Source organism: Terrimonas sp. (assembly GCF_003075435.1).
In the GTDB taxonomy this organism is placed as follows: domain Bacteria; phylum Bacteroidota; class Bacteroidia; order Chitinophagales; family Chitinophagaceae; genus Agriterribacter.
Map to the genome: position 1 here is coordinate 40,162 of NZ_QCZJ01000022.1, position 26,538 is coordinate 66,699.

The 26,538-nt window shown below is 41.2% G+C and carries 25 protein-coding genes; 12 read left to right on the forward strand and 13 right to left on the reverse strand.

Annotation, left to right across the window (positions count from 1 at the left end):
* The first annotated feature begins 11 nt into the window (after positions 1-11).
* Positions 12-2,264 carry a PspC domain-containing protein gene (locus DC498_RS19695; protein ID WP_165813906.1) on the forward strand — a complete coding sequence of 751 codons (2,253 nt, stop codon included), beginning with the start codon at positions 12-14 and terminating at the stop codon, positions 2,262-2,264.
* Between the two features lie 163 nt (positions 2,265-2,427).
* Here the strand turns inward: DC498_RS19695 and DC498_RS19700 are convergent, their stop codons facing one another.
* The 4 genes from DC498_RS19700 to DC498_RS19715 form a co-directional block, all read right to left on the reverse strand.
* Positions 2,428-3,813 carry a DUF3748 domain-containing protein gene (locus tag DC498_RS19700; RefSeq protein WP_206197702.1) on the reverse strand — a complete coding sequence of 462 codons (1,386 nt, stop codon included), beginning with the start codon at positions 3,811-3,813 and terminating at the stop codon, positions 2,428-2,430.
* Between the two features lie 138 nt (positions 3,814-3,951).
* A complete protein-coding gene (locus tag DC498_RS19705; protein ID WP_116875878.1) occupies positions 3,952-5,262 on the reverse strand; it encodes an MFS transporter in 1,311 nt (436 codons plus the stop codon).
* Positions 5,263-5,277: 15 nt separating this feature from the next.
* Positions 5,278-6,099 carry an undecaprenyl-diphosphate phosphatase gene (locus DC498_RS19710; protein ID WP_116875879.1) on the reverse strand — a complete coding sequence of 274 codons (822 nt, stop codon included), beginning with the start codon at positions 6,097-6,099 and terminating at the stop codon, positions 5,278-5,280.
* A gap of 87 nt (positions 6,100-6,186) precedes the next feature.
* Positions 6,187-6,435, reverse strand: coding sequence for a DUF3098 domain-containing protein (locus DC498_RS19715; RefSeq protein WP_116875880.1), 249 nt, complete (start codon positions 6,433-6,435; stop codon positions 6,187-6,189).
* 228 nt (positions 6,436-6,663) lie between these two features.
* Between DC498_RS19715 and DC498_RS19720 the strand changes: the two genes are divergently transcribed.
* Together DC498_RS19720 and DC498_RS19725 are read left to right on the forward strand one after the other, a co-directional pair.
* The gene (locus DC498_RS19720; protein WP_116875881.1) at positions 6,664-7,797 is read left to right on the forward strand and encodes a formimidoylglutamase; all 1,134 of its coding nucleotides are present in this window, start codon (positions 6,664-6,666) and stop codon (positions 7,795-7,797) included.
* Between the two features lie 41 nt (positions 7,798-7,838).
* On the forward strand, positions 7,839-9,185 hold the full coding sequence (locus tag DC498_RS19725; protein ID WP_116875882.1) for a D-alanyl-D-alanine carboxypeptidase/D-alanyl-D-alanine-endopeptidase: 1,347 nt from the start codon (positions 7,839-7,841) through the stop codon (positions 9,183-9,185).
* 53 nt (positions 9,186-9,238) lie between these two features.
* Here DC498_RS19725 and DC498_RS19730 read toward each other — a convergent pair whose 3' ends face one another.
* The 4 genes from DC498_RS19730 to mqnB form a co-directional block, all read right to left on the reverse strand.
* Entirely contained in the window at positions 9,239-10,204 is a 966-nt protein-coding gene (locus DC498_RS19730) for an AAA family ATPase (protein WP_116875883.1), read from the reverse strand.
* Positions 10,201-10,869 (reverse strand): nicotinamide riboside transporter PnuC, encoded by a 669-nt coding sequence (gene pnuC, locus DC498_RS19735; RefSeq protein ID WP_240628053.1) that lies wholly within the window; start codon positions 10,867-10,869, stop codon positions 10,201-10,203. The genes DC498_RS19730 and pnuC overlap by 4 nt, the downstream gene beginning before the upstream one ends.
* Positions 10,870-10,887: 18 nt before the next feature.
* A complete protein-coding gene (locus DC498_RS19740) occupies positions 10,888-11,739 on the reverse strand; it encodes a 1,4-dihydroxy-6-naphthoate synthase (RefSeq protein ID WP_116875884.1) in 852 nt (283 codons plus the stop codon).
* A 70-nt stretch (positions 11,740-11,809) separates the two neighbouring features.
* Positions 11,810-12,469 (reverse strand): futalosine hydrolase, encoded by a 660-nt coding sequence (gene mqnB, locus DC498_RS19745; protein ID WP_116875885.1) that lies wholly within the window; start codon positions 12,467-12,469, stop codon positions 11,810-11,812.
* A 135-nt stretch (positions 12,470-12,604) separates the two neighbouring features.
* Here mqnB and DC498_RS19750 point away from each other — a divergent pair, with 135 nt between their 5' ends.
* From DC498_RS19750 to fabD, 9 genes are all read left to right on the forward strand, one after another.
* On the forward strand, positions 12,605-13,015 hold the full coding sequence (locus tag DC498_RS19750; protein WP_116875886.1) for a 6-pyruvoyl trahydropterin synthase family protein: 411 nt from the start codon (positions 12,605-12,607) through the stop codon (positions 13,013-13,015).
* The gene (locus DC498_RS19755) at positions 12,975-14,576 is read left to right on the forward strand and encodes a right-handed parallel beta-helix repeat-containing protein (protein ID WP_116875887.1); all 1,602 of its coding nucleotides are present in this window, start codon (positions 12,975-12,977) and stop codon (positions 14,574-14,576) included. The genes DC498_RS19750 and DC498_RS19755 overlap by 41 nt, the downstream gene beginning before the upstream one ends.
* Before the next feature lie 77 nt (positions 14,577-14,653).
* Entirely contained in the window at positions 14,654-15,067 is a 414-nt protein-coding gene (locus DC498_RS19760; protein WP_116875888.1) for a 6-pyruvoyl trahydropterin synthase family protein, read from the forward strand.
* A gap of 27 nt (positions 15,068-15,094) precedes the next feature.
* Positions 15,095-15,691, forward strand: coding sequence for a GTP cyclohydrolase I FolE (gene folE, locus DC498_RS19765; protein ID WP_116875889.1), 597 nt, complete (start codon positions 15,095-15,097; stop codon positions 15,689-15,691).
* A 10-nt stretch (positions 15,692-15,701) separates the two neighbouring features.
* Positions 15,702-16,418 (forward strand): helix-turn-helix transcriptional regulator, encoded by a 717-nt coding sequence (locus tag DC498_RS19770; RefSeq protein ID WP_116875931.1) that lies wholly within the window; start codon positions 15,702-15,704, stop codon positions 16,416-16,418.
* A gap of 52 nt (positions 16,419-16,470) precedes the next feature.
* Positions 16,471-16,923: a GyrI-like domain-containing protein gene (locus tag DC498_RS19775; protein WP_116875932.1), complete on the forward strand. Its 453-nt coding sequence runs from the start codon at positions 16,471-16,473 to the stop codon at positions 16,921-16,923.
* Positions 16,924-16,930: 7 nt separating this feature from the next.
* A complete protein-coding gene (locus DC498_RS19780) occupies positions 16,931-17,284 on the forward strand; it encodes a DUF1801 domain-containing protein (RefSeq protein ID WP_116875890.1) in 354 nt (117 codons plus the stop codon).
* Between the two features lie 105 nt (positions 17,285-17,389).
* Complete coding sequence (locus tag DC498_RS19785) at positions 17,390-18,250, forward strand: glycoside hydrolase family 43 protein (RefSeq protein ID WP_240628054.1); 861 nt, start codon at positions 17,390-17,392, stop codon at positions 18,248-18,250.
* Positions 18,251-18,418: 168 nt separating this feature from the next.
* Positions 18,419-19,306, forward strand: a complete 888-nt coding sequence (gene fabD / locus DC498_RS19790) for an ACP S-malonyltransferase (RefSeq protein WP_116875892.1) — start codon at positions 18,419-18,421, stop codon at positions 19,304-19,306.
* 537 nt (positions 19,307-19,843) lie between these two features.
* On the opposite strand, the gene DC498_RS19795 is transcribed toward fabD, so the two are convergent.
* The 5 genes from DC498_RS19795 to DC498_RS19815 form a co-directional block, all read right to left on the reverse strand.
* On the reverse strand, positions 19,844-20,986 hold the full coding sequence (locus DC498_RS19795; protein WP_116875893.1) for a Wadjet anti-phage system protein JetD domain-containing protein: 1,143 nt from the start codon (positions 20,984-20,986) through the stop codon (positions 19,844-19,846).
* 40 nt (positions 20,987-21,026) lie between these two features.
* Positions 21,027-21,566, reverse strand: a complete 540-nt coding sequence (locus tag DC498_RS19800) for a dihydrofolate reductase family protein (RefSeq protein ID WP_116875894.1) — start codon at positions 21,564-21,566, stop codon at positions 21,027-21,029.
* Positions 21,567-21,743: 177 nt separating this feature from the next.
* Positions 21,744-22,469, reverse strand: coding sequence for a DUF2071 domain-containing protein (locus DC498_RS19805; RefSeq protein ID WP_116875895.1), 726 nt, complete (start codon positions 22,467-22,469; stop codon positions 21,744-21,746).
* Between the two features lie 123 nt (positions 22,470-22,592).
* Positions 22,593-25,973 carry an ATP-binding protein gene (locus DC498_RS19810; protein WP_116875896.1) on the reverse strand — a complete coding sequence of 1,127 codons (3,381 nt, stop codon included), beginning with the start codon at positions 25,971-25,973 and terminating at the stop codon, positions 22,593-22,595.
* Positions 25,945-26,535, reverse strand: coding sequence for a DUF4194 domain-containing protein (locus DC498_RS19815; RefSeq protein ID WP_116875897.1), 591 nt, complete (start codon positions 26,533-26,535; stop codon positions 25,945-25,947). The genes DC498_RS19810 and DC498_RS19815 overlap by 29 nt, the downstream gene beginning before the upstream one ends.
* Positions 26,536-26,538: the final 3 nt, after the last annotated feature.

Below are 26,538 nucleotides of genomic sequence, written 5' to 3' on the forward strand. Positions count from 1 at the left end.
TTGAACAGATCATGAAAAAGGTAATAAATATAAATTTTCAAGGCAGGGTAATACCCATAGAAGAAACGGCTTATGAAGCGTTGAAGCAGTATATAGAAAGCCTGCGTCGTTATTTTGCCCATGAAGAAGGAAGGGATGAGATCATCAATGATATTGAAAACCGTATTGCTGAGTTGTTTGATGAAAAATTAAAGAAAGGAGCGGTTTGTATTACTGATGAAGATGTGAACGCTGTAATGGTAAGCATGGGCCGGCCGGAAGACTTTGAAGAGCAGGATGCAACTTACGCAGGCAGTGCTACAGATTATGCAAAAGCTGAAAGCAGCCAGTCAACTACTGCCCAGCAGGTATACGAAGAACCGCGCAGGTTATCAAGAGCTGCTAATGATAAAGTATTAGGAGGTGTTTGCGCAGGTATAGCACATTATATGAAAATTGATCCTGCAGTAGTGCGTATCATATTTGCTTTGATTGCTTTTGGAGGATTTGGATTTGGGGTTGTGCTTTATATTATCTTATGGATCATTTTACCGGTAAGGTCTTTGCAAACCAATGTGCGCAAAAGGCTTTACCGCGATCCGGATAACAAGCTGATAGGTGGTGTGGCCGGCGGTTTGAGTGCCTATTTTAATATAGATACCTGGATACCCCGTTTGATCTTCCTGCTGCCGTTTTTATTTGGTATGCTTCCTAATCTTTTCAGCGGGTTCTGGTGGCATTGGAGAGGTCCCTGGGTTGCATTCAGTGGTTTGGGCGGTACTTTTTTTGTAACCTATATTATTCTTTGGATTGTATTACCCAAGGCTGTAACGGCAAGTGAAAAACTGGAAATGCGTGGTGAAAAAATTGACCTGGAAAGCATTAAGAATACCGTGCAGGAAGAGTTGCAGAGTGTAAAAAGCCGCGGCGAGAAATTGGGTACAGAATTTAAGGAAAAGGCAAAGGTGGTAGGTGAGGAAATGAAAGATACGCTTAAGCAGAGAACACAATCTTTTGCATCTGAAGTAGGCCCGGTAGCAAGAAAAACAGGCACAGGCATTGGTAATGCGATCGGGATATTGTTTAAAGCTTTCTTTCTCTGCATAGCCGGCATCATAGCTTTTTCTTTGCTGATTGCATTAATGGCAATATTATATAGTGGAGTGGCGGTATTCCCTCTTAAAAATTTCTTACTCGAAGGTTTTTGGCAAAATTTCTTTGCATGGAGCGTGATCACTTTATTCATAGGTGTTCCCATTATTGCGCTGGTTGTTTGGATTGTAAGAAGGATTATGAGAGTAAGGTCAAAAAACCCATACCTGGGTTACACCTTCGGCAGCTTATGGATTTTAGGATTGATCAGCTTGTTTGTGTTGATAGGAATGGTGGGTAGAAATTTCAGGATAAAAACAAGTGTGAACGAAGATGTGACAATTACACAGCCCGCTAATGGCAATATGTTCATAAAAGTGATGGATGGAAAAGTAAGATATTATAGTTCAGATTGGTTTGATGGTGATTTTCCTTTTCTTTCTTTGAATGAGGATAGCATGTTGCTGAATACAGTAAGACTAAAGATTGTTAAAAGTGAAGACAGCATATACCATATTAAGCTGGTTAAATTATCACTGGGCAATACACTCGCAAGTGCGGAGAATAATGCAAGCAGCATCAGTTTTCCGATAACCCAACAGGATAGTGTATTTTATTTTCCAAAAGGGTTTCCTGTATCAAGCACTAACAAGTTTCGTAATCAGCAGGTAATGGCAATTGTTGAAGTGCCTGTTGGTAAAAAGATTATGGTTGACGGAAGCATAGATCGTTACGATTGGTTTGATATAAATTTTAATCGCAGAAGGGGCTGGAATATAGACTGGAAGGACAGGTGGGACAACTCTTATTCATGGGAAGATAACGTGCAATATATAATGACCGATAATGGATTAGAGAGAACCGATAAAAAAGAGAGAAATAAGCATATGGACAGTAAAAAAATAAAGAACGGAAAATTCAAACTTAAGGCAGATGATAATGGTGTGGAGATAGAAGCGGAAGGTGAACTGGAAGATGGTAAAGGCAGTTACCGGTATAAAAAAAGCGGGGATAATGAGAAAGTAGAGATTGACACAGTTAAGCCAGCAACGCCGGTATCACCCAATCCACCCAAGCCTGCGCAAAGAAAAATAACAGCTGCTGAAAATAAAAACGCCAAAGAGGAAATCGCGGGGAAAAATATTTCAGAAGATTTTCATCCACCCTTTCTTTTTCTTACTACCGGCAGATAGAAAATAAAGGTTAAAGATCGTTTCAATAGAAAGGTTGAAGTTGAAACAAACACTGCCCTGCAGGTAATGCTGCGGGGCAGTTGTATGTTTTGGGTGAATGGTGAATAAGCAACATTGAAACTTTGTAACCTGAAGCCATTGTCTATTCACCATTCACGATTACTTATTCATCATAGCCTCTTTTCAACACAAAAACCTGGTAATACATGCCATCTCCATCCTTCACCTTACGGTTAAAGACCAGCATTTTTCCATCATTCGACCATATAGCTGCACCGGAAGGAGCCGCATTTTTATCCGCCGCATTCAACCTGTAGGATTGATGTGTTTTAATATCGGTAATGAATACACTGTTATCGGCTATATAAGCAATATACGTATCATCAGGACTAACATTGATCGGACCTTCTACCGAAAATTCATTAAAAGATATTTGCTGAATATCTCCTCCGTTGGGCGAAACAGAAAATACCTGAACAATGTCTTTTTCATCTTTGGTAAGAAAGAAAATCTTTGATCCGTCAGCAGCCGATTTAAGCCAGTGCCTTGGACCAACTATACCTTTTTCTGTGTGCGTTATTCTTCTTTGTATAACACCCTGCGGAACTCCAGGTCTTGTTGTGGCTGTGCCTTCGAGCGGCTTGCCCGGAACAGCTTTAGTAATATCATCCGGGATATCTGTTACAAAAACTTCGGCTATGGTCTGCTGTTGGTTGTTCTTAACATTACCCTGGAAAGCTATTGCACGGTTTTGCCATGTACCGTCACTTTTTTTGTACCCCTTCTTACCTACCCAGCCTTCATCAAATGCCTTATCTATTTCATCGCTGCCGGGCTCCGGGTTTTCTTTTACTTCCGCAACTACAGCCGCAAATTTTTCACCACTGTTATTGTCCATGGTTGAATCATCCCGGACATTCACTTTGCCTGGCGCCATTACGGCTATGGTACGCAAATCTTTCACTGATGAATCTGTTTTACCGAGTTGATCAATAATATAGTCGTTATACGTAAAACATATCCATTGTCCGTCACCGCTCCAGGTATAGGCATGTGTGCCACCTCTTAAAGCGCCCGGGGTAAAAGGTGCTGTAATATCACGGCCATCCATAAAAATGGGGTCAAAGGGTTTATTAATATCAATGGCTACAGCCGTTCTTCTTGCAAAACCATATGGCTTTTTTTCATCTGCATTGCGAATGCCATGAATAAATAATACGGTATCGGCAACAGGACTAAAAGTTGCCGCGCCTACACCGGGTCCGAATTTTGTTTGATTGGCTGTTTTGTACAATTGCTTTATTGCTCCTGTTTCCACATTCACCATTTCTATACTGCCTGTAACGCCAATACCGCCATCATCATTCCTGGTATCGTATACAATCCATTTATCATCCGGCGAAAAAACCTGTGTTGAATTTAGAAAATGCCCGTATTTATCGTGTGTGAGCTGCGATTCATTAAAATACATATTGCCTTCTTTTTGAGCGTTGGTACAATTAAAAAAAATAAAACAAAGCATTGCCGAGGCCAGAAATACTTTGTTCATATGGTTCTGAGGTACAATCATAACTGGTAAGCTGGCAGTGCTGCCAGTGTATAAATATACATAGAGAAAAAAGGAGGGAAATGATACTGCCTTAATTGCCACGCCCTTAAGGGCGTGGCAATTAAGGCATAGAGACTTTTACTCTCTCCTGACCGCCTGCCTTGTATAAAACAATGCAATAAGTGCGGCGGCAAAAAATGCGATCAATACTAAAACTGAATTTCTTATGCTGCCGGTAAACTCCTCCAAAAAGCCAAAGGAGAATAACCCGATAACCAGGGCTATTTTTTCTGTGACATCATAAAAGCTGAAGAAGGATGTAGTATCTTTCGTTTCAGGTAAAAACTTGGAGTATGTACTGCGGCTCATGGATTGTATACCACCCATTATCAGCCCGACACATGAAGCCAGTATATAAAACTGCATTTGTGTTTGCACATAATATGCCCAGATGCAAACAGCTATCCAGATGCAAACGGTAATAATCAGCACTTGTATATTGCCAATGCGCTTTGAAAGTCTGCTCATGGCTATGGCACCTGCAATTGCAACCAACTGTATAAGAATAAGTGTAAATAACAGTTTGGGTTCATCTTCCGGGGCAGGAAAAATTTCTTTTTTACTGAATCCTGCTGCAACAAGCATAATGGTTTGCACACCCATGCTATATAAAAAGAAGGAAAGTAAAAACCGCTTCAATACCGGCATCTGCTTTAACTGCCGGAAAACAATACCCAGCTCCTTAAAACCATTGGTAAGCACATTTTTTTTCTCCTGCCGCTCTTTTTTGCTTGGCAAGGGCAAAACACGCAGGGTTATTTGCGCAAACCCAATCCACCATAAGCCGGTAAGCAAAAAAGAAACACGAACCGGTAAGGTTTTATCTTCTGATACAAGTCCAAAAAATGCTGGTTTTACAATTATTACGAAGCAGATAATCTGCAATAATACACTTCCGATATAACCAAGGGTATATCCCCTGGCACTTATCTTGTCCTGGTCTCCGGGTGCTGCAATATCAGGTAAATAGGAGTTATAAAATACAAGACTGCCCCAATAACCTAATGCCGCTATAGCGTAAATAATAACGCCATACTCAATTTTGTCAGGATAAAAAAAGAATAATGCAGCACATGAAACTGAGCCTACTATGGAAAAAGCGGTGAGATATACCTTTTTATTACGCCGGTAATCCGCTATGGATGACAGGATAGGTGATGAGATAGCAACAATTAAAAAAACGATGGACAGGGCATAATCCAGCAATGTTGTATTCACAAATTCCCGCCCGAAAAAATTTACTTTATGCTCGCCATTGCTATTACCTATCTGGGTAATACCAACATAATATGCCGGAAAAATGGTGGTGGTTATAACAAGATTGTAAACGCTGTTAGCCCAGTCGTACATGGCCCAGCCGTTTACCACTTTTTTAGATGCTGTCTGCATGCAAAAGGATTGATACTATTTCAGGTATCCCGCATAAACCAGGATAAGCAAAATTGCTCCCGCAATAATACGGTAAATACCGAATAGTTTAAATCCGTGTTTTTGGAGGTAGCCGATAAAAAATTTTATGGCAAGTATGGCAACTATAAATGCTACCACATTACCAATAATGAAAGCCTGTGTATTGGCTGCATTACTGAATACGATATCAACCCCTTTTACTTCTCCCTGGGGGGTTGAATATTTTTTAAGAAACAGCTTATATGCCGTTGCCGCAAACATGGTAGGTACGGCAAGAAAGAAAGAAAATTCCGCGGCAAGCGTTCGGGTAAGTTTTTGCTGCATACCACCAATAATACTGGCAGCGCTGCGGCTCACGCCCGGTATCATTGCTATGCATTGCCACAATCCTGTTATAAATGCGTTTTTATAGGTGATGTCTTTATCGTGTGCTATGGTTGGATTTTTAAAAAACCTGTCAACATACAGCAGCACTATACCTCCAAGTAATAGTGTAATGGCCACGGTGGTCGGGCTTTCCAGCAGTTCATCAATTTTATCCGATAATAATTTGCCCAATACCAGGGCCGGAATAACTGCAATGATCAGTTTTACATAAAACTGCCATTTGCTGAAATCAAAAAATTTTCTCCAATATAAAACCACCACAGATAATATTGCTCCTAACTGAATAGCTATTTCAAAAATCTTGGTAAAATCGCTATCGGAAATGCCCATTAAAGAGCTGGCTATTATCATGTGCCCGGTTGATGAAACGGGAAGAAATTCGGTAAGCCCTTCAATTATTGCGATTATGATTGCCTGTACTATACTCATGCTCTATTCATTTTAAAGCAGGAAAGCCTTTTTAAAAAAATGCGATGGGAGGCTCCATCGCATTTCAATAACTATTTTTCAGCGTTTTTATTTTTCAGAAGCCTTAGGTTTACGCATAATAGCGTACACTTCAATCATTAAGCCAATCATTAATAGTATTGGCGCCACAGTAATACGTGTTTTACTATATACCTGGTTATAATCAAAAACCTTCGGATCGTCACTTTTTCCCCCTGCCATCAGCAATAAACCTATAGCCATTACCACACCGCCTATAGCCATCCACATATAATTCTGCTTATTGAATAAAGTGCCTGTGGCTTTCTTATCTGTCATATATGCAAAATATTAAGGCTGCAAGATAAGCAAACAAAGGGTTTTTATCATACAAAATTTATATTTAACACCCCTGTTGCAGGCAGGGCTGATAGGGCGATATCTTGCAGTAACATTGTGCATAACCGGCGACACAAAAGCCCCGGGACCATTGTTTTTCACAACATGTTAGTAGTTTCATACTGCATTTTTGACTAATATCATTTAGGTTTGTAAAAATTCATTTCTATGAGTGACGTGCTGCACATCACTGATTTCCTTGACCCGGTTAACCGGCATTATTTATCCCACGATGAGGGTTATGCAGATGGACAGATCGGCAGCATTATTGAAGCGTACGAAGAAACGATACCCGATTTAAGCAATGCAGATATTGTTTTGGTAGGCTGCGGAGAGCAGCGGGGAGATGGCTCGGGCGTATACTCACTTGCGCCTGATGTAATACGCGGACAGTTTTACAATTTATATTACTGGCATAAAGAAGTAAAAATTGCAGATGTAGGCAATATAAAATGTGGCGCGTCTTTAACAGATACCTATGCGGCATTGCGCACGGTTATAACTGAATTATTGGGTATCGGCAAGAAGGTAGTCATTCTCGGTGGCAGTCACGACCTTACCCTTGCACAATACGATGCCTATAAATGGCTGAACCGGATTATAGAAACAACGGTGGTAGATGCAGTGATTGATTTGTATATGGACAGTCCGCTGACGAGCAAAAACTTCCTGATGGAAATGCTTACCGGAGAACCTAATTTCATGCGCCACTATAATCACATTGCTTTTCAAAGCTATTTTGTAAACCCCAATATGCTTGAAACAATGGATAAGCTGCGTTTTGACTGCTACAGGCTTGGTGTGGTGAGAGAGCATATTGACGAAATGGAGCCTGTGCTTCGCAACAGCGACCTGCTTAGCTTTGACATTAGTGCTATACAGCGTGCTGCCGCTCCTTCAAACTATCTTTCTCCTAACGGGTTAGACGGGGAAGATGCCTGCCAGTTAAGCCGTTTTGCAGGTATGAGCCCGGCTTTAAGCACTTTTGGCATTTATGGATATACTGTTGAGAACGACATTCAGCAGCTTACCGCAAAGCAGATCGCTCAAATGCTTTGGTATTTTGTAGATGGTATCTGGCAGGGCAAGCACGAAGCTATGCTGGCACAACGTGATAACTTTATTGAATACAATACCGCGTTCGCGGAAATAGATACCGTGTTTCTGCAAAGCAAAAAAACCGGCAGGTGGTGGATGCAGTTGCCGGACAAATCTTATATAGCCTGCTCTTACCAGGATTATATACAGGCCAGCAGCAATGGAATTCCCGAACGCTGGTTAAGAGCACAGGAAAGGAGTTAAGCGTTATTTATTATTACCTTCGGCATTAATTGTGTTAATTGATGCAAATACCTGTTAAAAATCTTACAACTATTTTTTCGCTGGTTGCCTTTGTGCAGCTTTTTGCCTCCTGCTCTGCTTCTAAAAATATTCAGCGTTTTGCAAGCACTAATCTTATTTCCGATTCTGTGCTGATGGATGCGCATATAGGCATCGCCGTTGTAGATGCGGAAACAAATAAACCTGTATATACTTATAACAGCAATAAATTTTTTATTCCTGCCAGCAACACAAAGATCATTACATTATATGCCGGCTTAAAATATCTTAAAGATAGTTTGCCGGGCATACGGTATGAAGAGCGTGCTGATTCCATTATACTTTCACCCACAGGCGACCCTGGTTTTCTTCACCCGGATTTTACGAAGCAACCCGTGTTTGATTTTTTGAAGAAACAAACCAAACCCATTGCCATAACCACTACCAACTGGAAAACGGATGCTTATGGTGAAGGCTGGATGTGGGATGATTACAGCAGCGGCTATATGGCGGAACGAAGCCCTTTCCCTGTTTATGGCAATGTAATACGGTGGACACAGGTCAGGGATTCCGGAAGTATTTCGGCGCTTGCGCGGCAGGAAGCATTTATATATTCAGACCCTGACATTAACTGGAAAGTAAACTTCAGCTCAGATACCGGCGCGCTAACGTTTTCGGCTCAACGATTTCAAACATCCAATACCTTTTTTATAACACAGGGTAAGGAGCCAAATGTAACACTTGAAGTTCCTTTTATAACGTATGGGTTAACCAGCGGATTGGAACTGCTGAAAGACAGTTTACTAAAAACAATAGATACAACCTCAACCCCGGTAAATGCCAAAGGCATTATTTATTCGCAGCCGGTTGATTCTCTTTTTAAATTGATGATGTACCGGAGCGATAATTTTTTTGCAGAGCAAACATTAATGATGGTTTCCGGTGAACGATATGGCGTGATAAATGAAAAGAAGTTAATAGCAGATCTCTTACAAAACGATTTAAAGGAATTTCCACAGGCCCCTGTTTGGGTTGATGGCAGCGGATTAAGCCGCTATAATTTATTTACGCCTGAAGATTATATATGGCTGCTCAATAAATTAAAAAACGAATTCGGACTGGAGCGCCTCAAAAAAATATTACCTACCGGCGGCACCGGCACCTTGCTGAATTATTATAAAAACGACAGCACATTCATTTTCGCGAAAACAGGCACACTGTCAGGTGTTGTTGCTCTCAGCGGGTATTTGTATGGAAAAAGCGGAAAGCTGATGCTGTTTTCCGTACTGGTAAATAATCATACACAAGCCGCCTGGAAAATAAGAAGAAAGGTTGAGGTATTTTTGGAGAAGGTGAGAGCGGAAAATTGAGTTAGGGCTGATCATGTTTCAGTATGTGATTTTTGCTTTTACAAAAAGCAGCGTTAGTTTATTATCTTATCTATTACTTCCTTTACCTTCCGCTCCCGGGCTTCATAACTCCCCGAGATCAATACATATTCAATCTTTCTCTTCTCCAGCTCTTTCCTGAAAATTTGCATCATTTCTTTCCTGTGGTGTCCCTGATCGCGGAGGGGGTCGGCAATCCAGGGTATGTCAATATCAAGCAGAAAATACAGGTCGTAGGTAGTTTGTTCTTCAAACTCATAAATCTCACGTGGTACTTTGCCAAGATAATGTTGCGAATAGATTTGCGTGGTAATAGCGTCAGTATCGCAGAATAATAATTTATTGGCTGTTTTTAATTTCTCCTCAATGTATTGGTGTTGCAGGTTACCGATAGCTATAATTTCTTTCTCTCTAAAATTATTAGATATTAAAATATCTCTTGCGGCTTCAGGCACAAATTCGGTATTGTAATGTGCTGCCATTTTTTTTGCCAGGGTTGATTTACCCGTACTTTCAGGCCCGTAAAAACAAATCTTCTTTACAAAATATGGTTGTATATGCGCGGGAATATATTGCCAGTTGGTTAAGGGTTTACTTCGTATAGCTGTTGCCGATATTGGAACGGATATTCTTTCCTTATCAAACATGATATGCTCTGCTGCAAGGTTCGCTGCAAACGCTTCTCCATAAAGTTCTGAGCTGATCAATGCGTCTATCCGTGGATAAACATCATTCATTTTTTCCGCCCATACTGCCGTGCGTTCTGCTAACGGCAGTTGTTCATTATCAAAATCATCTTTAATCATACGGGGAAGTATGGCAGGATTACTGTTGAATTGTTCCTTTATCCAGTTAAAGCGCAATTGCGGATCAATAGGATCAGTATCGGCAAAACTCATAGAAACAATCAACTCATCACATTGTGAAACAGCAAATTCAATCAATGCGATATGACCTTTATGCAGGGGCATGAATTTCCCTATTACTAATCCTCTTTTCATGGGGTCTGCCTGGTGTAAGATTTGTATTCTCTTATCCAGTGCCACAAACCAAAGGCTGCAATACCACAAAATACCAGGTACTCAAAACTGTAGAATTTTATGCCCTTTATATAGTACAGAAATGTAGCTACAATATCCACTATAATCCATATCACCCAGCATTCTATTTTCTTTTGTATCATGTAAAAAGTGGTAATTATGCTCATTACCATGATAAATGAATCTACGTATGGATAAGCGCTGGGCATGCTGAATACCAGGGGAAACCATTCATGCAGGCGGCTGGCAAAATTACCAAGCAGCAAGGTGCCGGCAATGGTAGTTGCAATGGTAAATATTAACTGAGATCGTTTCATATAACTAACTTTCAGCTCATCTTTCCTGTCGGCTTCTTCCGGTTTGGGGTGGCTCCACCGCCACCAACCCATAATATTGGTAATAAAGAAGAAAGCCTGCAAAAACATATCCGGATACAATTGCACCTGGTAGTATAATATGAACGAGAGGATAACATTGATGATGCCTACAGGCCAGCTCCATATATGCGCTTTGGCAGAGAGCCAAACTGCTACCAGTCCGCTCAGTACACCAAAAAACTCTATATAACTCATGGAGTAACCCAGCAGGTTGAAAAACTCGTTGTTTACGTTGAACAGTTCTTTCAAAATAATTGCATTTACAGGTTAGTGTTGTATAAATACATTGTGATCAATGGAAGATACAGGATTATTATGTTCATAAATATGTAGAAATTCATTCACGGCTTCTTTGCCATCTTTGCCTATATCAACAGAGTAATTGTTTACATACAGATCAATATGCTGCCGCATTACGTTTTCTTCCATTTCCTGTGAATGACAGGTTACATATTCAGGCAGATATGGATAATTGCTGAAAGCATATTCAATGCTTTGCTGTATAAGCTGATCTATTTTAGTTAGAATAGCTGGCGATATATTTTTTTTGATGGCAATGCCGCCTAATGGTATAGGATAACCAGTCTTCTTTTCCCAAAAATCACCGAGATCTATTAGTTTGTATAAGCCTTTTTGTTGGTAGGTAAACCTGTTTTCATGTATAATAACTCCCAATGTTTTTTGATCAGTACTGTTCAACAGAAAGCCTTCAATCTCATGAAAAATTTTAAAGATTTTATTTTTCGCACCGGGAAATGCCAGTGAAAAGAGCAGGTGAGCCGTAGTATGTTCTCCCGGGATCGCGATGGTATAATCATTGATGTTGAAACCTTCAGCATTAATATCAACCGGATTTGCAGAAATTAATAATGGTCCCACGCCTTTGCCCAATGCCCCGCCGCTGTGTAAAATTTTATACTGCTGCACTATCAAAGGCAACACGCCGTAACTTATTTTGCTGATATCGAGTTTGCCATCTATTGCCCACTGGTTCAGGGTTTGTACATCTTCCAGCACCACGTCAAATTCAAAGTCACCGGTATCAATTTTTTTATTTACCAGTGCGTCAAAAATAAAAGTATCATTGGGGCAGGGAGAAAATCCAAGTGTAAATTTCATTAGCGTGTTAAGTTAAAATGTTGCCACAAATGCACAAATGTATTATTGTATTCCCGGCGATATACTTATTTCAATGACATAATAAAGGTCTTATCGCTGCGATCAATTCCCTGTTCAGGTTCTCAATGGCTTCTTTTATAAGCCACCTCGATTTATCGCGCTCTCCCACAAAGTTGGAAACAGCCCTCATCTGAACGAATGGAATATCTTCCTGCAAACATACATAATGAAACGCGGCGCCTTCCATAGATTCAACCAATGCATTATACTTTTCCATGAGATGGTGTATCCTTCCTGCGTTAGTTGTTATTTCGTTTACGCTAACTCCTCTTATCTTTCTTAGTTTTATATTATCCAGGATAGTAGTATGAGGGTTGGCAAGCAATTTATTGGAGAAAGGAAAACTATTGTTTGCAAGATGCATGTCAAAAATATCTCTAAACACGCCCTGTTCTTCTACGCCAATATCCCCAAAAATTTCTTCATGAACTATATATACTGATGCAGGAGCATAAAAGGGATGGAAGCTGCCACCGATGCCAGCCTGAATAGCCAGGTCTGGTTTGTTTTTTAATACATATTTTGAAAGCGTATAAGTGGTATTTACCAGGCCAACACCGGTTATTAAAGTATACACGCTGCAGTCCTTACGCTGGTATCTTTTTTCAGCGAGATATTGCCGGGTAATGGCAACTTCCTGTGGCGTAGCAGCTACGATCAGAATATTCATATTACAAATTTCAGGATTTAGGTATACAAAAAGCCAACTTAGCCGGGGATTTCGCTTTTAAAACTCAAAACAGTAACAAAACACAAACCCAAAGAGGTGATATTATACTTTACCTTTGCGAAAATTTGAAGCAGCATGGTATATCTTACCCGCATAGAACATTTTAACGCGGCGCATAAACTTTATAATGAAGCCTGGAGTGTTGAAAAAAATGAAGAAGTCTTCGGGAAATGTGCTAATGAAAACTGGCATGGACATAATTACGATTTATATGTAACTGTAAAAGGGAATCCTGACCAGGATACGGGTTTTATTATGGATGTAAAAAAACTGAGCCTGCTTATCAATGAATTTGTGCTTGAAAAGCTGGATCATTTAAACCTGAATGAGGATGTGGACTTCATGAAAGGACAGTTTTGCTCAACTGAAAATCTGGCTGTTGGTATATGGAATCAATTAGCAAACCGTTTGCCGGCAGGAGTACAGCTGCATTGCATTAAGTTGTATGAAACGCCACAGATATACGTGGAGTATTATGGGGAGTAAAATGAAGAACCAGGTATTTGAACACATATTTGAGCTTCTTGGTTATACAATATTTATTTCATGCCTGCTTTCCTGCACCCAGCAAAATCGCGGCAGGGCCTATTATTTAAGCAATAATGGAGATGATGGTAATGATGGCAGTATCTCAGCGCCATTCAAATCTATTGGTAAATTAAATGTTCTTCAACTTCAACCCGGTGATACTGTTTTCTTTGCAGCAGGACAAACATTTACCGGTAGTATATTGCTTGATTCTTCGGATAGCGGATTGGATAAACAGCCTGTTGTTATTACTTCCTTCGGAGCAGGTAATGCTACAATAGATGGCGATAGCGCAACGGCACTCACGCTGCATCAGTGCAAGTTTGTACAAATAAAAAACCTGCAGTTTAAGGGATTGGGCAGAAAGGAAGGCAATATAAAAGATGGCATTATTGTAAATGAATGCAATAATATTTTCCTGGATGGTTTGTCTGTAAAAGGGTTTCAGAAAGCAGGGATGCTTATTTACAATAGTTCAAACATAAATATCAACCGTGTAACCGCAACAGAAAACGGCTTTGCAGGAATAAGCATAAGCGGCACGGGAAAGAAAACTGATTGTAAGAATATTAATATACGCAATTGCAGGGCAGAAAATAATCCTGGCGATCCGACCAATTTTACCAACCACAGTGGTAACGGTATTATAGCAGGTTATTGTACAAATGTGACGATAGAATACTGTACAGCTACCAATAACGGATGGGACATGCCCAGGAAGGGAAACGGACCGGTAGGCATCTGGTGTTATGAAGCAGATAGTGTAGTCATACAGCATTGCATTTCGTACAGAAACAGAACAGCACCAGGGGCCGCGGATGGAGGCGGTTTTGATTTTGATGGGGGTGTTACCAACAGCATTATTCAATACTGCCTGTCATACGAAAATGAAGGCAGCGCTTTCGGATTGTTTCAGTATGCCGGTGCGGGCAACTGGTATAATAACACCATACGGTATTGTATAAGCGAAAATGATGGAAGCATTTCTCCGGCACATGCGGGCGTGTTTGTGTGGAACAACTCCGGTGATCCGGCTCAGTTAAAAGATTGCTATTTCCACAATAATACTATTTATAATGCGAAAGGCGCGGCAATCAGTTACGAGCCGCAAAGCCTTCACAGTAATTTCCATTTCTATAATAATATTTTTGTTGGGAGGGATTCATTGATCATTGGCAAAAATTCCGGTAGTAACTTTTTAGGTAATAACTGGTATAGTTTGAAAGATGGATTTAATATAAAAGGTAGCAGGACATTACAGGAGTGGTTTGCAACAGGCAGGCAAGAAGGGTATAACGGAAAAGTAGTTGGGCTGAATATTAACCCGCAGTTTGATAGTGCTGCAACCCGGATTACGAACCCTGATTCGCTGAAATATTTTAACAAATACCAATTGGTACCATCATCTGCATTAAGGAAGGGTGGCATTAATTTAGAACAGGCTTTTAACATCAACACCGGCGGTAAAGCGTTTAATCAAAATGACGCACCTGTAAATGGAATAGGTGCTGTTTTCTGATTATGCTTTAGCTTCATGGTCAAACTATATCCTACTATTCCGGTTTGTACGTATTTTTGCCCATTGATTACATTGAGATGAGCAAAAAAGTAGCTGTATACAGAAGAGAACGTTTTAATGCTGCACACAGGTTAAATAACCCTGCGTGGGATGATGCCACTAATTTTAAGGTATTCGGCAAATGCAGTAACCCCCATTATCATGGGCATAATTATGAACTGGAAGTGAAGGTAATTGGTGAGCCTGCCGCAGAAACCGGTTTTGTAATGGATCTGAAAGTATTGTCGGATATTATTAAAGAAGAAGTGGTTGAACGGTTCGATCATAAAAACCTGAATCTTGATACAGCAGAGTTTAAGAACCTGAATCCTACAGCAGAAAATATTGTGGTTGTAATTTACAGCCTGCTTCGTTCGCGTATTGATGCTAAAAACGATATACAGGTAAGACTATACGAAACACCAAGAAATTTTGTTGAATATCCTGCGTAATTATTCGCATTAAAATTTAATCTGCACATGGCATACAAAAAGGTTGAGCAATATGATGGAGATACTACTGCCTCATTGATTGAAACTTACGAAAGGGCATTGGGATTATTAGGTGAGGATCCTCAGAGAGAAGGTTTATTGAAAACCCCGGAGCGCATAGCTAAAGCAATGCAGTTCATGACCCAGGGATACCAGCAAAGTTCCCGCGATATTCTTAACTCTGCCAAGTTTCATGAGCCAATCAGTGAAATGATTATCGTAAAAGATATTGAAGTATACAGTATGTGCGAGCATCATATGCTGCCTTTTTTCGGGAAGGCACATGTGGCGTATATACCCAATGGCTGGATAACAGGATTGAGTAAGATAGCAAGGGTGGTAGATGTTTATGCCCGCCGCCTGCAGGTGCAGGAAAGACTAACCACGCAAATACTAGATGCTATAAAAGATGCTTTGCAGCCTTTGGGCGTTGCTGTAGTTATTGAAGCTTCACATTTATGTATGATGATGCGTGGCGTGCAAAAACAAAACTCTGTTACTACTACATCAGCATTTTTTGGAGAGTTCGAAAAGAATGAAACACGAAGTGAGTTTATACGATTAATCGGTTCTTCGCTACATTAAAATGAACAATATGGCTGATACGGAAGTTTCACGTTTATCGAGACTCACAGCTATATTAACCTATCTTCAGTCGAGGCGGCTTGTTACGGCAACGGCTATCGCAAAGAAGTTCAATATCAGTACCCGCACTGTATACAGGGATATAAGAGCACTGGAATCCGCAGGTGTGCCCATCCTTACCGAAGAAGGCAAAGGCTATACTTTATCAGATGGCTATAGCTTACCTCCGTTAATGCTGAGCGAAGCAGAAGTAAATGCCTTGATTACCGCGGAACAACTGGTGTTAAAAAATAAAGACTCGTCATTTGTGCAACACTATACGGATGCAGTAACAAAGATCAGGGCATTACTGCGATACAGTACAAAAGACAAGGCTGAACTTTTAGCAGCCAGGATACATATCCGGTATAATAATCCCGGCGATACCACGAGTAATTTCTTATCTGTTATACAACTTTCTATTACCAATTATACCGTATTGAGCATCGGTTATAAATCTATTGAAACAGGGCTAACCACCAATCGTGAAATAGAATCATTGGCATTATACAGCACCAATGAAAACTGGATACTGATTGCATGGTGCAGGATGAGAAAAGCATTGAGGTCATTCAGGCTCGACAAGATTCAGCAACTGCATGTAAGCAGCGAAAAATTTCAGCCTCACGATTTTGATCTTGAAAAACATTTTGAAACCTGCCGCAAAAATTCTTCTGCCAACCCCTGACATACTGTTGACACAAAGCGTTAATAATTTTGTTTTAATTAAAAATGCAACAATGATAAAACAAAATGAAAATGTAATTATTGCCGGGTTGTCAATCAGAACGACCAATGAAAATGGGCAATCAGCCCATGATATTCCCGCCCTATGGCAGCGCTTTTTTGCAGAAGATATGCTGAATAAAATACCCGGTAAAATTGATAATACGCTGTATTGTATATACACCGATTATGAAAAAGATCATACCAGTCCATATACCACCCTGCTCGGTTGCCGCGTTCGGGTGGAAGTAAATGAACCAGGCATAACAACAAAAGTTTTTACCGGGGATAAGTATTATGTATTTATTGCCAAAGGGGCTTTGGACAATGGCATAGTTTATAAAGAATGGCTGAAAATATGGAATGCAGATATAGGGCGTTTATATACTACCGATATTGAGATATACGGTGAAAAATCCCGGGATAAATTAAATGCTGAAATTCCGATATTAGTAGCCGTAAAATAATTGGATAATGCCTACGCTCCGCCCGATAGATGTTTTCTTTCTTGAAAAAGAAGAGCCGGTAAAAAGCTGTCTTTTGTTTTTACGCGGCTTTATTCCAAAACAGGATAAACGTATTACTGAGGAATGGAAATACGGTTTGCCCTTCTATTACCTCAATGGTAAAATGTTTTGTTATTTATGGATACATAAAAAGTACAGGCAACCTTATATTGGTCTTGCTGAAGGGAATAAGATCAATCACCCGGATTTATTGCAGGAGAAAAGAGCAAGGATGAGAATTTTACTCATTGATCCTTCAAAAGATATTCCTGTAAAGAAAATCAAATCGATTTTGAAAGAAGCAATTGCACTGTACAAATAATATCTTTGAAGCAAAGATGATTTTATGCATAACAAAATACGGTTGTTGATTGTTGGGTTGTTAATGAGTTCCCTTCACACTTTTTCCCAAAATGATACAATATACATGTTCTCTTATTTTAAAGGAAACGGAGAAGATGGTTTGCATCTTGCATACAGCAGGGACGGTTACAGTTTTACAGCTTTAAATAATGATCAGTCTTTTTTAAAACCCGAACTGAGCAAAGACAAATTAATGCGGGATCCATGTATTATTCGCGGAGCAGACGGTTTGTTTCATATGGTTTGGACGGTGAGCTGGCATGACAGGGGTATTGGTTATGCATCTTCTCCCGATCTGAAAAACTGGAGCAGGCAACTATATATACCTGTTATGGAGCATGAGCCTGGTGCGCTGAATACCTGGGCGCCTGAAATTATCTACGACAAAAAGCATAAGCAATATGTTATTTATTGGGCAACTTCCATTCCTGGTCGTTTCCCGGAAACTGACTCGTCTGGTGATGGCAGTTTCAACCATCGTATGTATTATATCACTACCAAAAATTTTAAAACATTCAGCAAAGCGGCTTTATTGTTAGACCCGGGTTTTAATGTGATTGATGCCACTATTCAACCTGGCGGTAATGGATATGTGATGTTTCTAAAAGACGAAACCAAGAGACCAAGGGCCGAGAAGAACCTGAAAATAGCATTCAGTAGAAATGTTGCAGGTAAGTATGGAAAAGCCTCGTCGCCAATTACCGGCAATTATTGGGCTGAAGGACCAACAGTAATTAAAATAAACGGGAAATGGGTTGTGTATTTTGATAAATACATGGATCATAAATACGGCGCTGTAACATCTGCAGACTTGAAAAATTGGGAAGACATTTCCGGCAAGATCAGTTTTCCTGAAGGCACAAGGCATGGAACGGTTTTCGCTATTACGCAAAATGAATTTGAGCAGATTTTCGGTAAGCAGTAAAACTATATATTCCGCAGTATATGACGCTGCTTACCGTGCGTGGCGTCCTCGCCGCATACTCATGTCTTGCCGGCTCAGACGACATAAAACAAATTGAGTATTCGTTTCTCAAATCACCTATTTTTGTCGCATACAAACGCGCAGAAAATTCAACTAAACATAACAATAATGAAACACGCATATGTTTTTCCGGGACAGGGCTCACAATTTTCAGGAATGGGGAAAGAATTGTATGAGAACAATGCGACTGCAAAGGAATTGTTTGAGCAGGCTAACAGCATAGCAGGTTTTCGCATTTCAGATATTATGTTCACCGGCTCTGATGAAGATCTGAAACAGACAAAAGTTACGCAGCCAGCTATATTTCTTCATTCTGTTATTTTATATAAAACATTGGCTGATGCAAAACCGGGTATGGTTGCCGGTCATTCTTTGGGTGAATTTTCCGCACTCGTAGCTAATGGTGTTTTATCATTTGAAGATGGATTAAAGCTGGTTATTGTAAGAGCTAATGCCATGCAGAAAGCATGTGAAATAAATCCATCATCAATGGCAGCGGTATTGGCATTGGATGATGCTAAGGTAGAAGAAGTATGTACCGCTATACAAAATGAAACAGGTGAAATTGTTGTGCCGGCCAACTATAACTGTCCCGGTCAACTAGTGATAAGCGGTTCAACCAAAGGTATAGAAATCGCCATTCAGCGCATGAAAGAAGCAGGAGCAAAAAGAGCATTAGCATTACCTGTGGGTGGCGCTTTTCATTCTCCATTGATGGAACCTGCAAAAGCAGAGCTGGCTGATGCAGTTAATGCAACAACTTTCAATGCGTCAGCCTGCCCGGTATATCAAAACTTTACTGCATCGCCTGTAACAGATCCTGATACTATTAAAAAGAATATTATTGATCAGCTAACCGGTGCTGTCCGGTGGACACAAAGCGTGCAAAAGATGATAGCTGACGGTGCTGCAACTTTTACTGAAGTTGGTCCTGGTAAAGTATTACAGGGACTGATTGCGAAGATTGATAAGGGTGTGACGGCTGCGGGGGTATAATCATTAAATCAATCAAAATCCCGGGTATTTGCTTAAAGAAATTGTGTTTATCTGCTGGGATTTTATTTAGAAAATGCAGCATGCTTTTTAAAGTTTAATCAACCTGAAATAGCTGATATCTAAGGGTATCCCCTGACGGGGCAAATTAAAATAATCGATTTTCTTTCTTCAAACAGGTAGCCGCTACGCGGCAGAATATACCAGGAGCTATTACCATTATTAAGTATCGGGAAAAGATGTGATCCTGGAATTTAAAATGTACGATTGGAGATTTAAAAATGCTTAATTCATATAGAGAATGTCATCATCTTCTGTACCATCGGCACAACCCCTTTGTAGAAGATATTGACATATTTTCACAAATGCCCCATAAGGGCTACCCTTTGTATCTTTGTATCCCGAAAGAGAGTCTACCTATGATGCAATAGGCAGATGGGTTGTATTAGTTGCAAGAGGCATCCCCTGTATGGCACAGGAAGCAAGCCTATTATTGCCGCCCAATTTGAGGATAAAATTCATAATCTAAACTCCCTGCTTCTATAATATTTTGCCCAATACCTCCACCACATAATCCTGCCGTATCCTCTCCTGCTCCAGTCTTCCGTTATGATATTTCAGGATATTAAAAGCAGCCTGTTCTTCCCTGGTGAGATGCTCCAATGAAATTGTTTTGTATACAGCATCCTGCTTACCCATTTCACCCGCATGTTGCAGTAAGGTTGCTTCATCCATAAACACACTTTGCAGGTTATCAGGATAATAGCCATGCATCGCATTCAGCATTTTATATCCCTCCTCATCAAGATCGCCCCAATAAAACAATTTAGCTTTCGCCAAAAGAGGAACGTCCTTCAGGCTATGCGTTGCCTTACCCTTGCTGAAAACAGCTATCGCATTTTTTCTTTCCGGGATCAAATAGAGGTTGGTTTCATTCTCCACCAGCCACACTTCTTTAATATCCCAACTGATCTGCTTCAACCAGTCAACCGTTACACCCGTAACTTCCATGCCATGCATGAGCTGCGCTGCTATTGTTTTATCAAGCCAACGGATCGGGTACAGGTACGGCTTTTGTTTTAACGACAGCAGCTCATCAAGCGTAATTGCACTCGCGGCATATTTTTCCGGGGCTATGGTTTTCAAAAGTGAAAACAGGATTGGTCGGTAAGTTTCAATAAACTTGGTATGAACGGGCACCGGGATGCTGCGTATATAATGACCGCTCACATCATGCACCAGCAAATGGTCAATCACCTTTTGCAGGTCGTTCCACACTGTTTTTAAATCCAATACCCGCTCGGGTTTTTCAATTAAGAAAGATTGAACAGCCGGCTGCCAGTTCAGTAAAATTTGTAACTGCTGTTTGAAAGCATCAGCTTCCGCTTCTTTTTTTAACAGGTGCAGGTAATCTTCTTCCGTGTCAACGATAATTGTAGACACCCATTTTTGTTTGCCGAGCTTTTTGCTGCTCCAGTCTTCCCATTCTATTGTCCAGCCCCTGCGTTGCGCTGTCTTTTCATTTTGCCGGAACAATGCGATGGCTCCATGGAGATCAACCGTTGTCGCGGGTTTGTTTTTTTCACCCCGAAGCACTACAATGCTAAAAGGTTTGCCTGAAATAATATCCCGCAGGTATCCCTTATAGTATCTTACAAGTTGTTGCTGATAGGCTTCGATCATGGTATAATATTAGCAGTGCTGTTTCTTTTGATTTGGCCTTTTAATAGGATCGTTTCCGCCTGTAAAGCAGTTGTGCCAACCCGGTGTCAAACGATTTTGCGCTCACCAGCTCAAGCCATTGTTCGGGTCTGCCATCTTTAAAAAGCCTTGTTCCGTTACCAAGCAATACAGGAACGACCGAAATGATCATCTCGTCAATAAGATCATCTTTTAAAAGTTCGTTTATTATTTCCGCACCACCGTCACAATAAATATTTTTACCGTTTTTGCTTTTCAGTTGCCGGACCAATTCCGCAGGACTCCCGTTGTAGAAATTTGTTTTACCAACCTTCGGTCTTACGGTTCTTGTAATAACATATACATCCCTCTCCCCGTTGTCGTAATGAGAGGAACCGATTTCTTTGAGCACCCAATCATAAGTTTTCCTGCCGAGAATGATAGTGTCAATGGTTGATGTAAATGATGCATACCCATAATCCTCGCCTTCTTTTTCTACTGATTTCAAAAAGCCAAGATCATCATTCGGCTTGGCTATATATCCGTCCAGGCTTGTTGCTATGTAAATAGATAATATACGCATTGTGATATTGTGTTAAAGCATTGGCAAAGGCAGGGGGATTGTTCGTCTGCCGATACAAATGCTCATTAAAGATAAATGTTCATTGGTCGTTCTAAACTGAATAGAAAATGTTCAGCCGATAACTGATGTTGATTAGCGATTTGTCACCGATTGAACTTCCGTCAGCCTTGCTTTTTGTCAATGCATTGTTGCTTGTGGTTTGTCCTGCAGACTTTTCCACTCGTGTTCTACTCTTGTCATCAAAAGCGCATTGTCAAACTGCACAGAACCTTTGGGAAATATCTTTTCATCTTCATAGAAACTGGAATGAACATCCGTCACTTCAAGCGGTCGCACCTGCCATGTGTAAGCCTGCAACTTAAGTCCTTCATATTTGTCTTTGTTCGGGGAGTAACCAACTGCCCCTCTCTCAAAAAAGTCAGAAACATTCTCCAATGTTCGAAAAATTGAGTTCGGGTCAAAGTGATTGGTCTCCTTAGCGTCTATGGAAATGCTTGTGCTGTCAGAACTGGTAAAGTCAATGTGGTAGTTGTCACCGCCTTCCTTCACGTTGAACTTAGCTAAATAATGTTTGCCAGGAAATATTCTGCCGCCTAATATTGTGTTCAGTCGTAAAGAAGTATCACGTCTTGGAATGTAAACCCCTTCTTTGGTATTGCCATCTTCGTCCCACTCTACAGCAATGCGATGTGCTCCGTTTTCAGAGGAAACGCCGACAAAATCAGGAAGTCCTTTTAGTTTGATGTTTTTTAGTCTGATGAGGCAAATACCAACAACAGCTTTGTCTTTATAAATTTTTGGTCTAAATGGCTCGGGAATGACTTTCCGTACAACGCCTGGGTCAGCCGTGAAGTTTATTAAAATGCGTCGATCAATGTAACCATGTATTGTCGGAAGTCTCATAAGTTTACAGTCTTTTTACCATTGCAAGCAATGTAATTATTTGTTTTGTTAAATCGTGAATAAATATTCACTAAACGCACTCGCCCCAAACCTGTAACCTGAAACTTGTAACCTGGAACCACTCTACTTTTTCATCTTCTTCAACAGTTCCTTGATCGTCATATTATACATCACGCTATTCCTGTTATTTACCCTTTGCACCAAATGTACGTGCGCAATATAATCCTGCACGATCTGTATTTTATCGCTCGGCGTTACCACTAATAATTGCAGGTGTAGTTGCTTGCACAATTCCATCAGGTAAGTAGCTTTGTCCTCATCCTGGTTGCTGAAGCTTTCATCTACCGCAATAAAACGCAGGCTGCGACTGTTCTTTCCTTCCCGTGTAATTCCGAATTGATAAGCAATAGCGCTGCACAAAATGGTATAAGTCAACTGCGCTTTTTCACCGCCCGATAATTGCCCCATCTGGCGGTAAGTTTTTTTCAACTCATTGGTATTGCGGTATTTTTCATCCGCCCAAAACTCAAACCAGTTACGCACATCCATTACACGGGCGCGGTAGGTTTCACTTTCATCTAAGCTGTCAATCAGCGGCTGCACCTTTTGACGGAAATGCAATGCTTTCTCCTCAAATTTACTTTGCTGCCAGTTCGCCGCCTGCGGCAATGCATCTAATAATGCATTACGAAATGCTTTGATGGTAGCATCAGGCACAGAACGTTTGCCCAACTGTATATAAGTATCCGGCAGGCGATTAAAATTAATAGCGCTCAGCGAATAATTCAGCTTGTTGACGCTGTTGTTGATCTCCCGCTCCCATTTCTCCATCTCTTCATTCAATCCGCCTATTTTATAAGTAATAGTATCGTTGATGAAATTCTCAAAATCTCGGCGATACTTAGGCAGGTTCTCCGTGGTAAGCTTATCCAACCATTCTTTAAATTCCTCTGCATACGCCGCTTCATCCGGCAGGAACTGTACATCACTATACCAGTCAGGAAAACGTTGCAGTATGGCAGGCGACGGATTTTTGATCTGGCTGATGCTGCGGTTCAAATGCGTTTCTTCTTTATACAATTGTTGCTGCACCTGCTGCGCTTCCGAATCCAGTTTGTCTTTAAATACGCGATAAGTTTCATCAATCGTATCTAAGCTAACAGCGCCAAGCGCCACCGCGTGCTGCTGCTGAAACTGCAACAGCTCATCTTTGTTTTCTGTAGTAATGTGTTGCAGCAATACCTTGAGCGATTCCTTCTGCTGCTGCATTGCATTCACGCGGTTTTGCAATGTCGTTTTTTCACCGGTAGCGGTTTCCCATTTACGCTCTGCTGCTGTGCGTTGTTCCAATATCTGTTCAAGCTGCGAAGTCAATGCCTTTAGTTGGTTATTGCTTTTGCTAAGCTCTTTTATCTGCTCTTCTGTTTTATGAATCATGCGTTGCAGCCCGGCTACATCCAATGTGGTAAATCCTGCATGCTCCTGCAGACGGCTCAATGCATAAAACTGTTTTTGCAATCTTGCCGCACGGTTGCGGCATCGTTCTATGATCTCCGCAGCGTTGGCCAGGTCGTCCGTCAGCTTATTGCGGCGACTGATCAGCGCTTCTTTTTTCCGCTCATTATTCCAGCCCATTACATAGCGCCCTGCATCATTCACGCCGGGGCGGTCATCCTTTTCATGGCGATCCCTGTTTTTTATCAAACCGTTAATGGTGATGGCTTTATCATAGCGCTCAATGGTTTTCTCATCTTCAAGACATACATACGGGAACTGCTGCACGATCTGTTGCTGCACCCATTCCGATAATGTATGATCCGGGTGAAAGTCCAGCTTATAATACACCGTCTGGTCTTCTGCCAAAGTTTGTATCGTATCCTTTACATGATAGTACACCAGCCTTGCCCGCAAATTGGTTTGATTGATATAGCGCGTAACTTTTTTATAATGCTTATCCGGCACCAGCAGGCGAAGTGAAAAACCATGCAACAGCTTTTCCAGTGCCGGCTGCCAGTGCAGCTCTTCTGTTTTTACCTGCACCAGTTCCCCGGCAAAAGGCAGCTCGGCCACATCTATCTTCAGCGTATTGCACAGTTCACGACGTACCTGCACCAGGTGTGCGGGAATATTACTCTTGCTTTGCAATAATATATTCAGCTCCGCTTCTATTTGCTCTTTTTCCGCACCCGCGCTTCGCTGCAAATTCTTTGCATCAAAATCATCATCTTCATTCAGGCGGTTTTCCCTTTCTAAGCGCAAGCCCGCACGACTAATTTCTTTCTGAATACGTTTATAACTTTCTTCGTCTGATGCGGTTTTATCTTCAAAATGCAGCGTAGTGCACCAGTCGGTAAACAATGCCAGGTTGTTTTCCGCCTCTTTTTTGTTTGCCTGCTGTTCTTTTAATTCCTGCTCCAATTGTTTCAACCGTTGACCGGCTTTGTTCTGGTCAATCTGATTACGCGTTACCCGCTCTTCTTCATGCAACGCTTCTATCTCTTGCTTGAACTCCGCCGATTGTTGCTCCAGCTTTTTCAACTGAACCGCATCATCTTCCAAAGCCTGTTGCAGCAAAGCATCCTGCGTATAGCTTTTCCATATAGCAGCCGTTTGTATAGACTGCTGCACAGCCTGCTGCTTTACCTGCAGGGCTTTAAACCCATCAAAATGCTCCTGCACCGGTTGCAGCAGTCGTATTTGCTCTTCCGCTTTTTCAATATTGCGTTGCGCGTCTAATAAAGTAGCCAGGTGCTTTTTCAGTTCCTGGAACAGCGACTCCATATCCCTCGGCTCCAGCATGTGCATGCGGATGAAATCATCCAAGTTGCCCAACACTTTAATGCCCACGGTTTGATTGAACAACGTGAGCGCCTGTATGCTTTGCATGCCCAATACATCCACCATTCGGTTAGCATATTTGCTTGCCGCGTCAAACCACTCCACGTTATTCTTTCGACTGCCTTTGTTGTATTGCTGGTCTATCCGCTTTTTCCAGGCATTGCCCAGGTCAAAAGGCTTGAAATCTGTTTCTATATGCAGGCTTTTATGCGCAATACCAAACAGCTTTTTCATATCGCCGTTAGCAAAATACCTTACCTGGAAAAGCGTGACTTCCTGCATCGCTTCATTGGTAAAATTCGCCAGCAGTATGCTATAGGCTTCTTCTTTATTTTCGCGCAGGTATAAGGTTTTGGTAACGCCGCTCTCACTGTTGATCGTGCCATAACCGCCCATCACATACGTCTCTTCCGTACGATCTCCCTTTTTTTCACTGCCGCTGCTCTGGTTGTAAAAACGATATCTTTTTTCCGGCACTATCAACGTGAGCAGCGCATCCACGAACGTCGTTTTACCGCTACCGTTAGCGCCGGTCAACAGGCTGGTTTCTCCCTTAGGGTGAATGGCATGTATCTGCTCATCAAAAGTTCCCCAGTTATACACTTCCATGTATTGCAACCGGAAACCGCTTTTTTCATTATCTGTGCTGAATACGCTTAGCTGCATGTGCAATAAGTTGCTGTTTAAAATCCTCTAATGTTTCGCTGTCTACCCTGGCTTTAATGATCTTTTTAATGCGGAATTTTTGCTCATCCGCCACATCATGATTTTCCGATCTTTCCAGAAAGCCGTTTTCTTCCGCACGGTCAATCAGCCTGTCAATATCTTTCAGCATTTTAACCCGGCTGGCGTTTTCCTTAAAAAACAATTCAGCATATTCTTTTATCTCCCTGCGTTTTTTGATCAGCTCGCGGTGCGTCGCTTCACCCACTTCAAACTCCGCCATCATATCACGCAGCAAAACCAGCATCACGCTTTCATCATACGTAAGGCTGCGGCGTTGTATCCAGCTCACACCGGCGCCATCTTCTTCCAGTACGCTGTGTTTTATATATGCGTATCCGTCCTGCTCATCCAATACCAGCATTAGACCCAACTGCTGCAAAAAAACAGTCAGCTCTGCCTTATACTGCATCAGTTTTTCCCAGGTGTTTTTTTCTAAATATTCCACCGGGCCTTTCAGCAGCTTGATAAACACGGGTGTGAACGAATGTATTTTCTCGCGCATTTG